Source organism: Dactylosporangium sp. NPDC049525, assembly GCF_040676755.1.
In the GTDB taxonomy this organism is placed as follows: domain Bacteria; phylum Actinomycetota; class Actinomycetes; order Mycobacteriales; family Micromonosporaceae; genus Dactylosporangium.
On sequence record NZ_JBFAPO010000008.1, the window covers coordinates 64,951 to 78,672 of the forward strand.

Here is a 13,722-nt window from a genome sequence, read left to right on the forward strand (position 1 = left end):
ACCGCGGGGGGACGGCGGCGGCCCCGGTCGAGAGGATCAGCCGAGGATGTCGGTCCCGGCTTTCTGCGTGCTGGTGATGACGTCGCCGACCTGCTTGTTGCCCTTGGCGAGGCCCTGGATCCCGTCGTTGAACGTGTCGATCGCGGTGCTGAAACCGGGCACGAACACGGACTTCTTCGCGTAGTCACCGCCGGCGACGAACGCCTTGAGCTCCGGCTTGTCGGCGAGCCACTTGTCCGCGAGGGACTTGCGCGACGGCATGACCGGGAACTCCTTGGTCACGGCGAACTGCTCGTCGGGTGAGGTGAGGAACTTGACGAAGTCGAGCGCGGCGGCCTTGTTCTTCGCCGCCTTGGCCACGCCGTAGCAGACGGAGAACGACATCGTGCCCTTGCCCTTGGGTCCGGCGGGCAGTTCGGCGACGGCGTACTTCGTGTTCGGGAAGTCGTTCTTCATCGCCCCGACGATCCAGTTGCCCTCGATCGTCATGGACGTGGAGGCCTTGCCGAACGCCTCGCCACCCCAGCCGGCGCCGACGGACGCCGGGGTGCCGAACCAGCCGGCCTTGTGGTTGTCGGTCACGTACTGCAGGGCGGTGCGCATCTCGGCGGTGTCCATCGTCATCTTGGTGACGTCGTCGTTCGTCGGCCAGGCGCCGGCCTGCGCCATGAACGCGCCCCACCGGTAGAACTCCGGCGCGATGACCAGCCCGGGGTGGCCGGGCTTGGTCAGTGCCTTGGCCGCCGCGGTCAGCTCGTCCCAGGTCTTCGGCGGCTGCAGGCCGGCGGCGGTGAAGTCGGCGGTGTTGTAGACCAGCTGCAGCGTCGAGAAGTCCTTCGGCGCGCAGTAGTAGGTGCCCTTGTAGGTGAAGGACTGCTTGAGCGTCTCGTAGAAGTCGCCGGGGTTGTCGACCTTGTCGCCGATCGGCTCCAGGACGCCGTTCTTGCCGAAGTCGGGCAGCTTGTTGTCGTTGACGTAGAAGACGTCCGGCGGTTCGCCACCGGCGAGCGCGGTGGTGAGGGCCGTGTCGTATTCGGGCAGCACCTTCAGGTCGACGGTGTTGCGGCCCTGTTTGTTGTAGTCCTCGACGGCCTTGCGCAGCACGGCGTCCTCGGCGGGGGAGGAGGAGAACGCGAACATGGTCAGCTTGGCGCCGGTGGCGTTGCCTTCGGTGCTCGAGCCGCCGCCGTCGTCGCCGCAGGCGGCGGTGAGCAGCAGGGCCGAGAACAGGACAGTGAGCAGGCGGGGTGTTCGTATCATGGCGGTCGCTCCCAGGGGGTCGGAGTAACTCAATGCGGTGCGCTGGACGCCCGGACGATCAGCTCGGGTGCCAGCAATTGCCCGGTCGGCTCGCCCGTGACCGGGCCCAGCAGGGCACGGATCATCGCGTGCCCGACGGCCTCGATCGGCTGCCGGACACTGGACAGGTCGAGCGCGCCCGCGGTCGGGGTGTCGTCGAAGCCGACGACGGCGAGCTGCGCGTGTCGCTGCCGCACGGTGCGCAGCACGCCCGCGGCGAGCGTGTCGGTGGCGGCGACGACGGCGGTGGGTGGGATGGGATGATCGAGCAGGGCCTCCGCGAGCCGCGACCCGGTGGCGAGGGAGTCCTCGCCGCGCAGGTCGAGGTCGCGGGAGCCGTCGAGCAGGCCGTGCTTGTCGAGGGTGGTGTGCCACCCTTCGGCGCGCCGGTCGCCGACCGCCGCGCCTTCGGGGTAGCCGACGAACGCGATGCGCCGGTGACCGTTGGCCACCAGGTGCTCCACCGCCGCGGAGGTGCCGGCGGCGTTGTCGATGTCGACCCACGGGTGCCCCGCGTCGGCGCCGGTCCGTCCGAACGCGGCGAACGGGATGCGGGCCTCCCGCAGGCCGGGGGGTCGCGGGTCGTCGAACTGGATGCCGTAGAGCACCACGCCGTCGATGGCGCCGGCCCGGTGCAGGGCGATGACGTTGGCGACCTCGTCGCTCGCACCGTCGGCGGTGAACAGGAGCAGGTGATGGTCGGCGGCCCGCCCGGCCTCGGCGAGGGCGTGCAGGAACCGGTCGTGGATGCTGCCGAGCGCGTGCGGGTGCATCGGCTCGATCCGGTAGCCGATCATGCGGGAGGTGGCGGCCCGCAGGGACTGCGCGACCCGGTTGGGCCGGTAGCCGAGCTGCGCGATCGCCGCCTCCACCCGGGCCCGCGTCTCCGGCCGCACCCGCTGGGGTGCGTTGAGCACGTTGGACACGGTCTGCCGGGACACGCCGGCGGCCAGTGCCACGTCCTCGACGGTCGGCGGATGCATGCGGTCCTCCCGGATAAAAGTGTTGAACGTTCAAATCAGGTGTTGCGGATTGTCGGTTTGAACGTTCAACATGGATGTCCGGACAGTCTCACTCCACCAACGGCTTGTCAAGAGGACCACATGGCGCAGCCCTATCTGCACGAGCACGTGACGTGTGTCGCCGCACCGGCCACCTGGCTCTCCGGCCCGTCGGGCCAGCTCCGCGGCGGCGCGGACGGCCTCTACGTCGATGATCGCCGGGTGCTGTCCCGGCTGGTCGTCACCGTCGACGGCGCCGAACCGGTCCCGGTCCAGGTCCTGCGGACCGGCGCCGCGTCGGCGCGGTTCACCGCGGTGCTGCCCGGCCTCGGCGACGACGGCCCCGACCCGACGGTCACGCTCGAACGCCACCGGGTCACCGGCCCGCGCGGCGGGACCGAGACGCTCACCCTGGCCAACGTGTCCCACGTGACACTCACCGTCGACGTCGCGGTGGCCGCCGGCACCGACTTCGCCACCATGGGCGCGGTCAAGGACGGCATCCTCGAAGAGTCCACAGTGGACCTGACTGGCGTCCTTGAGGAGGCCGGGATGCGCGTCGCCGTCGAGGCAACCCCGGCGCCGGATGCCGGGCCGCTGCGGTGGCGGGTCACCGTCGAGCCCCGATCGAGCTGGACACTGGAGTTGCGCTTCACCCGTACCGACGCCGCGCCGATCACGCAGGTCCTGGAGGGCAGCCGGCTGCGGGTCACCGCCGACGACCGGCGCCTCGACGGCCTCGTGCGCACCGGCGTGGAGGACCTCGACGCGCTGCGCCACAGCGACGGCGAGGACGTCTACTACGCGGCCGGCAGCCCCTGGTATCTCACCCTGTTCGGCCGCGACTCGCTGTGGGCGGCGCGGCTGGCCCTGCCGCTCGGCACCGACGTCGCCGCCGGGACCCTACGCGCCCTCGCCCGCCGCCAGGGCGTCAACCACGACCCCGACACCGACGAGGAGCCCGGCAAGATCCTGCACGAGGTGCGCCCCGCCGACGCCGCGCACTGGCTCCCGCCGGTCTACTACGGCACCGTCGACGCCACGGCGCTGTTCGTCAGCACCGCCGCCGACGCGTACCGCTGGGGCATGCCGGCCGCGCAGCTCGAAGCGCTGCTGCCCAACGTCGAGCGCGCCCTCGGGTGGCTCGCCCGCCACGACGGCTTCATCGCCTACCAGTCCAACACGAAGGGCCTCGCCAACCACGGCTGGAAGGACTCGGGCGACGGCGTGCAGCACGCCGACGGACGCATCGCGAAGGGTCCGTTGGCGTTGTGTGAGGTCCAGGCGTACGCCTACCGCGCCGCCGTGGACGGCGCCTGGCTGCTCTCGTCCTTCGGCCGTGCGGCCGCCGTTGATTGGCGCGGCTGGGCGGACGGGCTCGCGGCGCGGTTCCGCTCCGCGTTCTGGTGCCCCGGCGGCTACCCTGCGGTCGCGCTCGACGGCGACGGCGAGCAGGTCGACAGCATCACCTCGAACATCGGCCACCTGCTCGGCACGGGCCTGCTCTCGCCGGCGGAGAGCGCGCAGGTCGCCGGGCACGTGGCCGGGCTGCGGTCACCGTTCGGCATCCGGACCATCGCGCCGTCGTCGGCCGGATACAACGTCCTGTCCTACCACCTCGGCTCCGTCTGGCCGCACGACACCGCGATCGCGCTGCTCGGCCTGGTCCGCGACGGGCACCGGCAGGAGGCGTCCGCGGTGATCCGGGCGCTGCTGGACGCGGCCGCACGGTTCGACTTCCGGCTGCCGGAGCTGTTCGCCGGCGACGACGGCCCGACGCCCTATCCCGCCTCCTGCCGGCCGCAGGCCTGGGCCGCGGCGGTCGGCCCGGCGCTGCTGACCGCGCTGCTCGGCCTCGACGTCGACGTGCCGGCCGGCCGGATCACCTTCGAGCCGCTCATGCCGTCACCGGTGGGCGCCTTCCGCGTGAGCGGTTTGAGGGTCGCCGGCGGCGACCTCGACGTGAGCGTCTCCACCGACGGGCGCGTCACTGTCCACAGTGGACCTGACGGTCTCGCCTACCTGATGGCCGACGGCAGCCGCGCCGGGTAGGTCAGGTGCTGGCGGGAGACGCCTCGGGGCTCGCGCTCGCGGAGGATATCGGGCTCGGCACGGGCGCGGCGCCGACGAATGCCGCGTAGGAGAACGTCACCGCGCCGGACGAGAACGCGTCGCCCGTCGGCGTGCCCACCCGGACCCGGAACGTGCCGGCCGTGAACTGGTCGGTGTCGATCTGCGAGGCGATCCTCGGGCCGCTGTTGGGGGAGCTCACGGTGGCGAGCACCGCGGCCGGCGTGCGGCCGAGTCCGTGCGGCACCGTGCAGTAGCCGAGGCTGTCCGTCGTGCAGGACGCCAGGCGCCTGACCGTGCGGACCACATCGACGCACTTCGGTCGGGGTGGTGTGCCCGTGCCAGCGCCGGGAGGGTCGGGTCGGACGAACCCGCGTGGGTGACGCGGACCGATACGCTATTTCAGTCTTGACTTATATAAGACCCGGGTGACATTGTCGGGTCGTGCATGCGTTCGACGTGCTTGGCGACCCGGTGCGGCGCCGGATTCTGGAGCTGCTCGCCGACGGGGAACAGCCCGCCGGCGCGGTCAGCGACGCCGTGCGGGCGGAGTTCGGGATCTCGCAGCCGGCGGTGTCGCAACACCTGAAGGTGCTGCGGGAGTCGGGGTTCGCGACCGTGCGGGCCGACGGCACCCGGCGCCTGTATGCCGTCGACGCCGCGCCGCTGCAAGAGGTCGACGCCTGGCTGGAGCGCTTCCGCGGGTTCTGGGTGCAGCGCCTGGACGCGCTCGGCACCGAGCTCGCCCGTGGCAAGCGCAAACGACTCTGAGGAAGGACTTCGTCGTGATCGACATCGTGAACCAGATCAACGCCATCCACCGGGAGGTCGGCAACCACCCGGTCAGCACCGGCGAGGGCCGTTCGCTGCTGCTGCGCCGCACGTACGACGCTGCCGTCGAGGACGTGTGGGACGCCTGCACGGACCCCGAGCGGCTCGGCCGGTGGCTCGGTCAGGTCGATGGCGACCTGCGCTTGGGCGGCACGTACCAGATCAAGGACAACGCCGGCGGCCGGATCGTGCGCTGCGAGGCGCCGCACCTGCTCGCGGTGACCTGGTCCTTCGGTGGGGGCATGGACACCGAGGTCGAGCTGCGGCTCGCGCCCGGGCCCGACGGCGACACGGTGCTGGAGCTGGAGCACTCCTCGCCCGCCGAGGTCGTCGACGAGCTCCTGCGCACCTACGGGGCCGGCGGCACGATCGGCATCGGCGGCGGCTGGGACCTCAGCCTGCTCGGCCTGGACCGGCACCTGCACGGCGCCGAGCTGGACCCCGCCACCTGGGAGGACGCGCCCGAGGTGAAGGACTTCGCCACCCGCAGCTGCCACGCCTGGGGCGCGGTGGTCCAGCAGGCCTGGGGGATCGGCGACGACGACATCGCGGCGGCGATCGCGTTCGGCGTGCAGCACTACGCCCCTTGATGCTGGGTGGGTGCGCCGGAAGGGCGCCGGGCCGGTCGGCCCGGCGCCCCTGTCCTGCTCAGCTGCCGAACGCCTGGAACTCCCAGAGCGAGTACCCGTACTGGGTGGCCCGCTGGGTGCCGTTCACCCGGATGTACCGGCCGGATCCGGAGACCGTCAGGTTCTGCACGCCTCCGGTGCCGGTGGTGGTGCTGTAGATGTTGGTCCAGTTCGTGCCGTCATTGGAGGTCTGGATCTGGAAGGCCCTGGCGTAGGCGGCCTCCCAGTTCAGCGTGACCCGGTTGATGGTGCGGGTCGCGCCGAGGTCGACGCGCAGCCACTGCGGGTCACTGAAGGCGCTGGACCAGCGGGTGCCGGTGTTGCCGTCGGTGGCGTTCGCGGCCGCGGTGCCCCCGTTCTCCGTGGACGACGCGGTGGTCGGCTTGCCCTGGGTGAGGTTCGTGCCGGTGGGCGGGGTCGTGGTGGTGCCGCCGCCCTTCTTGTTGTAGACGGCCACCCAGTCGATGTTCATCTGGCCGCCGGAGATGGTGCTGGCGTTGGGGCCGCCGCCGAACGCGTCGGGGAAGCCGCCGCCGATCGCCAGGTCGTAGATGATGAAGAACGGGTGGTGTACGGCGTTGTTCCACGTCGTCGCGTCCACCCGGGTCGCGGGCAGCGTGAAGTAGTTCGCGCCGTCCAGGTACCAGCGGATCTCCTCCGGCGACTTGGACCGGTCGATCTCCACCGCATAGGTGTGGTAGCCGGTCTGGCAGCCGGGGCACGGCCGTTCGCCGCTGCCGAGGCCGGTCGACTCGTTGCACGGGCCGCCGGGGTTCGTGCCGCAGTGCAGCGTCCCGAACGTGGAGCTGCGCCCGTTGATGTCTTCGAGGATGTCGACCTCGCCGCTGGTCGGCCACGGGGTCCCGGTGCGCAGCGTCGAGCCGAGCATCCAGAACGCCGGCCAGTATCCGGCCCCGTTGGCGGTCGTGACGTTCGGCTGCTGGATCGAGGACTCCATGCGCACCACTTCGCCGGCGTTCGCGCCGAACGTGGCGGCCTGGGTCTCGATCCGTCCGGACGTCCAACCGGTCCGCGGGGCGGTGCCGGAGTGCAGCGCCCGCAGGACGAGGTGCCCGTTGCCGTCGTGGAAGACGTTGGCGGTGCTGTTCGTCATCGTCTCGATCTCGCCGGTGCCGAAGCTGCTGCCCGGCCCGGTGTCGTACTTCCACACGCCGGTGTTCACGCCGGTGTTGGCGGCCCCGTTGAACTCGTCGCTCCAGGTCAGGGTGAAGCCGGGCGGCGGTGCGGGCGCCGCTGCGGCCGCGGCGAGCGTGCTGCCGGACGAGCCGGCGTACGCCACCGCGGTGATGCCCACCAGGGCCACCGTGGCAGCGGCGGCGATGGCGGCGGACCGGAACCTGATCCGGCTCGGGGGCTGTGGATCTTGCTGATCGGGGGTGTGCATGGTTCTCCTCAGTCGCGAGCGACTGTCCGGCCGCATCGGAGTTGGCGGGGTCCGGCGGGACAGGCGCTGATGAGCATCGACGGGCGGCATGCACGCGAGTCGATGTAGCGGGGCGGAGAGCGCTCTCTCACTCAAGCTACCAAGGCCCGCCCTGGTGCCGTCAAGTGCTGGAGAGGGCGAGGAGAGCGTTTTCCCGGACGGTGGCCGTGCGGCGCGCGGGCCGGGCGGGTACCCGGCGGGGCCGCGCGGCGGCATACTGGCTGCGTGGAGGCGGACCTGGAGTGGTGGGCCAACGGGTCGTTCGCGCTCGGCCCGTTCCCCGTCGTCGTCGAGGACGTGCGGGCCGGTCGGCTGCGCGACGTGACCCACCTCGAGGACCTACGGCAGACGCACGACCTCGATCCGGCGTTCACGCTGCGATTCGACGACGACGCCACGATCGAAGTCATCGTCGGCCGGCCCGACGACGACGGGCGCTTCAGCCTCACCGCGCTGGAGGAGAACGGCACCGGCGAATTCACGGAGACCGGCGACGTCGCACGCACCGCCGCCTGGCTCACGGAGCATGGCTTCGGCAACGCCCAGTCCACGTCGAGCACCGGCGGCAACGGCAGCCGGCTGTTCGTCCGGGACGACGGCTGGGAGGTCCGCTACCAGCGGGTGCTCGGCGTCTGGACGCTGGAGCTGAAGCCGCCGCACGGCGCCTACGTCAGCTTCTCCCGGGTGCGTGCCAGCACGGGCGAACCGTGCTGGCACCAGGAGCTCCCGGAGCTGATCACCACGCTGACGGCGCCGTGACCGGCGGGCGCTCAGACTGACGGGCCCGGCTCCGGGTTGCTCACCTGCGCCGCGAGCCGCGGGCCGGCGTACGTGGCCAGGGCCTGGGTCACCTCGGCGTAGGACTCACGGAGGTCGTCCAGCGCCACCAGGATGATCGACGGCCGGCCGTCGGCCTTGTTCTGGTAGTTCGCCGCGGTGCCCAGGTCGACGCCGGGCGCCGGCACGATGACGAGGCGGTGGGTGCGCGTGTCGTTGCCGGGGTTGACGTGCGGCTCGAGGAAGACCGCGGCGATCGCAGCCCAAGGAACCACCCGGTTGATGCCGGCCACCCGCAGCACGAGCCCGGTCTGGTCGATGGTCACGGGGTCCGGCCGGAGCGCCTGCCGCACGCCCCACAGCGCGCCCAGGATGGGCAGCAGCCCGAAGATCAGCAGAGCGGTCGAGCCCAAGGGGATGAACAGCACGGTCAGTTCGTAGCCGGTCTGCGAGGTGTAGATGACGAACGCGCCGGCAAGGAAGTACAGCCCGAGCATGATGAAGTTGGGCGGGCGGTAGTGCAGGGTCATCGTGTCTCCGTGCATGCGATGTGGATCTCTGAAAACCGCGACAGTTTCGCATACAAGACCCCTCAGGCGGGGACCCGTTCGAGCGCCTGTCCGGCGGTCCGGGCGGCCGGCACGCGCAGCAGCAGCGCGAGGACGAACGCGACGGCCATGACGCCCGCGCCGCACAGAAACACCGTGCCGATGGCGCTGACGAACGCGTCCGGCGCCGTTGGCGCGCCGCTGCCCATGCTCGTGCCGGCCGGCGCCTTCGCCAGGTAGACCCGCAGCAGGACCGTGCCGAAGACCGCGGAGCCCAGAGCGCTGCCGAGGCTCTGCCCGAAGCGGATCGCGGTGGTGGTGACGCCCAGCTGGTGCGCCGGGACCGCCTGCTGCGAGAGCAGGATGAGCTGACCGAGCAGCTGGCCCAGGCCGGCGCCGAACAGGAACAGGGCGACCAGGAGGTACCAGGTCGGCGTCGCGACGTGCACGAAGCTGAGCAGCCCGAGGCCGAGCGCCGCCGTAGCGGTGCCGACGAGGACGGTGCCCTTCACCGGCCAGCCGCGCCCCTGCATGGCGTTCGCCAGCAGGCCCGACAGGCCGATGCCGGCCGCCACCGGGATCAGGTACCGCCCGGCACCGCTCGGCGTGACCCCGCGGACGACCTGCAGGTACACCATCACGTAGACGATCGCAGCCATCATCGCCACGCCCAGCAACGCCTGGATGGGCAGCGCCACGCGCAGGGTCGGGTTGCGGAACAGCGACAGCGGCAGGACCGGTTCGGCGGCCACGGCCTGCCGCCACAGGAACAGGCCGACGAGCGCCGTGCCGCCGATGGCGAGGCCGACGACGGGTGCGGACGCCCAGGCGAACCGGTGCCCGCCCCACTCGGCCACCAGCAGCAGCGCCGACGCCGCCGCGGCGACCAGCGCGGCGCCGAGGTAGTCGATGCGGTGCCGGCGCCCGGGCTGCGGCAGCCGCATCACGGTGCCGGCGACGGCGAGCGCGAAGAGGCCGAGCGGCAGGTTGACGTAGAAGATCCAGCGCCACTGCCCCGAGTCGACCAGCACCCCGCCGATCAGCGGACCGGCGACCATGCCGAGCCCGGCGATGAGGCCGGCCATGCCGCCGCGGCCGGCGCGCTCGCCCGGCTCGCTCAGCTGCGCGATGACGACCATCGTGACGCTCATCAGCCCGCCGCCGCCCAGTCCCTGCAGGCCGCGGAACGCGATGAGCTGGCCCATTGTCTGCGCCGTGCCGCACAGCGCCGAGCCGAGCAGGAAGACGCCGACGGCGGCGATGAAGACCCGTCTGGCGCCGTGGATGTCGCACAGTTTCCCGTACAGCGGCAGCGCTGCCGTGGCGGCGAGGGCGTAGCTGGTGATCAGCCAGGGCAGCAGCTCCAGGCCGTGCTCAGGGTCGAGGTCGCGCACGATCGGCACCGTCGCCGCCGAGACGATGTTCTGGTCCAGGATCGCCAGCACGATCGTCACCAGGCAGGCAAGGACGCTCAGCCGCTTCTGCACAGCAGTCATGGGGCTTATGCTGAATCAAAAGTTATGACGAGTCAATATTTATATCTGGTACGGTTAGCGCATGGTCGACGGTCCGGGCCTCCGGGAGCGCAAGAAGCTGGAGACGCGTCGCGTCCTGTGGCAGGCGGCGGTGCGCCTGTTCGACGAACGCGGCTACGACCAGGTCTCGATCGCCGAGATCGCCGCGGCCGCCAACGTGTCGAAGATGACCGTCTTCAACTACTACGCGACCAAGGAAGACCTCGTGTTCGGCCCGATGGAGGAGCACATCGAGGACTTCGCGCGGGTGATCCTGACCCGGCCGCCCGGCACCGGCGTGGTCGCCGCGCTGCGCGAGCACTTCCTGGAGCTGCTCGCCAACCGCGACCCGGTGTCCGGCCTCAACGAACTGCCGCAGATCCGGGCCCTGCAGCTGCTCATGCTGCGCACCCCGGCGCTGCAGCCCCGCGCGCGGATGTTCTTCCACCGCAGCGAGGAGGCCATCACCGCGGCGCTGCGGCAGGAGACCGACGAACTGACCGCGCGCGTCGCCGCCGGACAGATCATGGCGGTGCGCTCCACCCTGATGCGGACCAACGTGGAGCAGCTGTTCGAGGGCCGCACCACCGACGAGATCTACCCGGACGCGGTCACCGCCACCAACCGCGCCTTCGACCTGCTGGAGCACGGCCTCGCCGGGCTGTGAAGCGGTCGGCGCCCTCGGCCCGTCGCAAGGTATCGGTGACTGTTCGTACGGTGACCGGTGCTGGGCCGGGCATTACGGTGGTCCGCATGCGCGCAGATCGGGTGCGGCTCGGCGTCGACTTCGGCACGTCGAGCACCGTCGCCGTCGTCGGCCAGCCGGATGGTCAGGTCCGGCCCCTGTTGTTCGGTGAGACGCCCATCCTGCCGTCGGCGGTGTGCGTGGACTGGCGGTCGTCTGAGGCCACCTTCCTGGTCGGCCGGGACGCGATCCACGCCGGCCGGGTCCACCCCGACGCCTTCGAACCCAACCCGAAGCTGCGCATCGACGACGGTTCGGTCCTGCTCGGCCCCGCCGAGCTGCCGGTCACCACGCTCATCGGGGCGGTGCTGCACCGGGTCAACACCGAGGCGGAGCGGGTCACCGGCGCCCCGGTCGGCGAGGTCACCCTGACCTACCCGGCGTCGTGGGGGCCCCGGCGGCGCTCCGTGCTGCAGGAGGCCGCCCGGGCGGCCGGCATGGCGGAGCCGGTCATGGTGGCCGAGCCGGTGGCCGCCGCCGCGTACTTCGTCGACACCCTCGGCCACGCCGTGCCCGTCGGCCAGTGCGTGGTGGTGTACGACTTCGGCGCCGGTACGTTCGACGCGTCGGTCGTCGGCCGGACCGCGGACGGGTTCACCGTGCTCGCGGAGGAGGGCCTGCGCGACGCCGGCGGCCTCGACATCGACAACTCCGTCATGGCGTATTTCGGCGCGACCTACGGCGTGTCCAACGGCGAGCTGTGGCGGCGCCTGACCCATCCGGAGACCCCGGCGGACCGGCGGGCCTCCCGGCACCTCTGGGACGACGTCCGCACCGGCAAGGAGATGCTCTCCCGCTCCTCGTCGACGTCGATCTTCCTGCCGCTGGTCGAGGCGGACGCGCTGCTCGGCCGGGAGCAGCTGGAGCACCTCGCCCGGCCGCTGCTGGACCGCACCGTCGCCGCGACGGCCGCCGCGATCCGGGCCGCGCAGGTCGACGCTTCCCGGATCGCCGGGGTGTTCCTGGTCGGCGGTTCGAGCCGGATCCCGCTCGCCGCGACCATGCTGCACCGGGCCCTCGGCATCGCACCGACGATCATCGAGCAGCCTGAGCTGATCGTCGCGGGTGGGAGCCTGATCGCCTCGACGACCGGCGCACCCGCTCGCCCTGCCGCGCCGGCCCCCGTGTCGCCGGCCGCGCCGGTGTCGCCGTCGATGTCGTTCTCCGGGCCGGCCGCAGTGTCGCCAGCCGCGCCGCAGGTGTCGCCCGCCGCGGCCGCGGTGCCGCCGGTTCCGCCTTCGGCGTCGGCGGCGGCGTCGCCGGTCGCGTCTTCGGTGTCGCCGGCTGCGCCGCAGACCTCGCCGGTCGCGGCCGCGGTGTCGCCGGTTGCGCCTTCGGTGTCGGCCGCGGTGTCGGCGGTCGCGGCGGTGCCGGTGCCACCGGTCGCCGGCGTGGCGCCCGCCACCCCGGGGGCGCCGGACGCGTGGGCGGGTCAGGCGCCGGTGTACACGGTGCCGTCCCCGGACGTGCCGTCGACGTTTGAGCAGCCGGTGCCGCCGTCGCCGTGGGAGCAGACGCCCGCCGAGCCGTTCGCCGCCGGCCCGGTGAGCGCCGCGCCGGTCTCCCCGGGCGCCGTCCCCCTCTCGCCGTCCGCCGGGCAGTATGCGGCCACGCAGCTGAGTGCCGCCCCGATGTCGCCTCCAGTGAACGCCGCTCCGATGCCGCCTCAGATGAGCGCCGCTCCTATGTCGCCTCCGGTGAGCGCCTCTCCCATGTCGCCGGTGAGCGCCGCCCCGGTGTCGCCAGGCATGAGCGCCGCTCCCATGTCGGCTCCGGTGAGCGCCGCCCCGGTGTCGCCGGTCGCCGGACAGTTCGCCGCCGCGCCGGTGAGCGCTGCCCCGATGAGCGCCGCGCCGATGAGTGCCGCGCCGATGAACACCGCGCCGGTGAGTGCCGCGCCGGACACCGCGTGGCCACCGACGGCGCCACTGGTTGCCGCGCCGGACACCGGGTGGCCGCCGGCGGCACCGCTCGTCGCCGCACCGCCCGCCGCGTCGGGTGCCCTTCCCGCGGCGCCGGGCTCCGCCGCCGCCGTCCGCGGCATCGGCATCGCCGTGGTGGCCACGGCACTGCTACGGTTCGCGCTCCTGTTCCAGGACAATAGAGCGTCCTCGCTCGTCCTGCACATGGGGTTCGAACCGGTCTTCGACTACCTCGCCCTCGCCGTGCTCGGAGCCCTCGGCGGCTGGCTGATCGCCCGCCCGGCCAAGCCCCGCCCGGTGCTCGCCGTCATCGCCGGGTTCACCCCGTGGGCGATCCTGCCGATCGTCGGCGACCTCGGTCTCATCGCGCGGTACTCCGACTGGACCGACGAGTACCCGATGATGACGCCGATGCTCGCGCTGCAGGTCCTCGCGCTGCTCGCGGTCGTCTGGCTGGTCTGCCAGGCGGCGCTGCGGGCCCGCACCGTGCGAGGGCCGCTGCCGCTCGGGCTCGCCGCCGTCGCCCTCTGGACGTCACTCGCCGCGATGCTGTGGCTGACCTCCGGCTACGTGGATGTGGTCGCGTCGGCCCAGCTGGCGCGGGTCGGGCTGGCACTGGGCGTCGGCACCGTCGTCGTCTACACGACGGCCGGCTCGCGGGACTGGGCCGGCTGGACCGTCGGCGCCTGGATCGGCGGCGCGCTGCTGTGGATGGCGGGCGCCGGCATCGGTGGCCGCTCCGCCGGCATGGAGGTGCTGCCGGCATCGCTCATGGCGGCGCTGCTCGTGGCGGCCGTCGTGCTGCTGGTGGTCCGGCTGCGCGCCGGCCGCGACGCCGAGCGGCCGCATGCCGGGCTGCCGAAGGGACCGGCCGCCGTCGCGCTCGGGGCCGCCGGCATCACCGCGGCCGGGTTCGTGTTCGTCCTGTACGTGCAGCTCGAG

At 72.3% G+C, this 13,722-nt stretch carries 12 protein-coding genes and 1 pseudogene; 6 read left to right on the forward strand and 7 right to left on the reverse strand.

Annotated elements, in window-relative coordinates:
• Nucleotides 1–36: 36 nt before the first annotated feature.
• Both AB0K00_RS14865 and AB0K00_RS14870 read right to left on the reverse strand, forming a co-directional pair.
• Nucleotides 37–1,260, reverse strand: coding sequence for an extracellular solute-binding protein (locus tag AB0K00_RS14865; protein ID WP_363520547.1), 1,224 nt, complete (start codon nucleotides 1,258–1,260; stop codon nucleotides 37–39).
• 29 nt (nucleotides 1,261–1,289) lie between these two features.
• Nucleotides 1,290–2,282 carry a LacI family DNA-binding transcriptional regulator gene (locus tag AB0K00_RS14870; RefSeq protein WP_363520550.1) on the reverse strand — a complete coding sequence of 331 codons (993 nt, stop codon included), beginning with the start codon at nucleotides 2,280–2,282 and terminating at the stop codon, nucleotides 1,290–1,292.
• 120 nt (nucleotides 2,283–2,402) lie between these two features.
• Between AB0K00_RS14870 and AB0K00_RS14875 the strand changes: the two genes are divergently transcribed.
• Nucleotides 2,403–4,352 carry a glycogen debranching N-terminal domain-containing protein gene (locus AB0K00_RS14875; protein ID WP_363520553.1) on the forward strand — a complete coding sequence of 650 codons (1,950 nt, stop codon included), beginning with the start codon at nucleotides 2,403–2,405 and terminating at the stop codon, nucleotides 4,350–4,352.
• A gap of 1 nt (nucleotide 4,353) precedes the next feature.
• Here the strand turns inward: AB0K00_RS14875 and AB0K00_RS14880 are convergent, their stop codons facing one another.
• A complete protein-coding gene (locus AB0K00_RS14880; protein WP_363520555.1) occupies nucleotides 4,354–4,677 on the reverse strand; it encodes a hypothetical protein in 324 nt (107 codons plus the stop codon).
• Nucleotides 4,678–4,814: 137 nt separating this feature from the next.
• On the opposite strand from AB0K00_RS14880, the gene AB0K00_RS14885 reads away from it, so the two are divergent.
• Both AB0K00_RS14885 and AB0K00_RS14890 read left to right on the forward strand, forming a co-directional pair.
• Entirely contained in the window at nucleotides 4,815–5,141 is a 327-nt protein-coding gene (locus AB0K00_RS14885) for a metalloregulator ArsR/SmtB family transcription factor (RefSeq protein ID WP_363520558.1), read from the forward strand.
• Between the two features lie 14 nt (nucleotides 5,142–5,155).
• Nucleotides 5,156–5,791: an SRPBCC family protein gene (locus tag AB0K00_RS14890; protein WP_363520560.1), complete on the forward strand. Its 636-nt coding sequence runs from the start codon at nucleotides 5,156–5,158 to the stop codon at nucleotides 5,789–5,791.
• Nucleotides 5,792–5,849: 58 nt separating this feature from the next.
• On the opposite strand, the gene AB0K00_RS14895 is transcribed toward AB0K00_RS14890, so the two are convergent.
• Nucleotides 5,850–7,235 carry a discoidin domain-containing protein gene (locus AB0K00_RS14895; protein WP_363520562.1) on the reverse strand — a complete coding sequence of 462 codons (1,386 nt, stop codon included), beginning with the start codon at nucleotides 7,233–7,235 and terminating at the stop codon, nucleotides 5,850–5,852.
• Between the two features lie 264 nt (nucleotides 7,236–7,499).
• Here AB0K00_RS14895 and AB0K00_RS14900 point away from each other — a divergent pair, with 264 nt between their 5' ends.
• Nucleotides 7,500–8,033, forward strand: coding sequence for a hypothetical protein (locus AB0K00_RS14900; RefSeq protein ID WP_363520564.1), 534 nt, complete (start codon nucleotides 7,500–7,502; stop codon nucleotides 8,031–8,033).
• Nucleotides 8,034–8,044: 11 nt separating this feature from the next.
• Here AB0K00_RS14900 and AB0K00_RS14905 read toward each other — a convergent pair whose 3' ends face one another.
• Complete coding sequence (locus tag AB0K00_RS14905) at nucleotides 8,045–8,581, reverse strand: hypothetical protein (RefSeq protein WP_363520566.1); 537 nt, start codon at nucleotides 8,579–8,581, stop codon at nucleotides 8,045–8,047.
• Nucleotides 8,582–8,643: 62 nt separating this feature from the next.
• Nucleotides 8,644–10,095 carry an MFS transporter gene (locus tag AB0K00_RS14910; RefSeq protein ID WP_363520569.1) on the reverse strand — a complete coding sequence of 484 codons (1,452 nt, stop codon included), beginning with the start codon at nucleotides 10,093–10,095 and terminating at the stop codon, nucleotides 8,644–8,646.
• Nucleotides 10,096–10,156: 61 nt separating this feature from the next.
• Here AB0K00_RS14910 and AB0K00_RS14915 point away from each other — a divergent pair, with 61 nt between their 5' ends.
• Together AB0K00_RS14915 and AB0K00_RS14920 are read left to right on the forward strand one after the other, a co-directional pair.
• Nucleotides 10,157–10,780, forward strand: coding sequence for a helix-turn-helix domain-containing protein (locus AB0K00_RS14915; protein WP_363520572.1), 624 nt, complete (start codon nucleotides 10,157–10,159; stop codon nucleotides 10,778–10,780).
• An 86-nt stretch (nucleotides 10,781–10,866) separates the two neighbouring features.
• Nucleotides 10,867–11,925, forward strand: a pseudogene (locus AB0K00_RS14920) (Hsp70 family protein); the annotation flags it as partial.
• 599 nt (nucleotides 11,926–12,524) lie between these two features.
• Here the strand turns inward: AB0K00_RS14920 and AB0K00_RS14925 are convergent.
• The gene (locus AB0K00_RS14925; RefSeq protein WP_363521031.1) at nucleotides 12,525–12,986 is read right to left on the reverse strand and encodes a pentapeptide repeat-containing protein; all 462 of its coding nucleotides are present in this window, start codon (nucleotides 12,984–12,986) and stop codon (nucleotides 12,525–12,527) included.
• Between the last annotated feature and the right edge of the window lie 736 nt (nucleotides 12,987–13,722).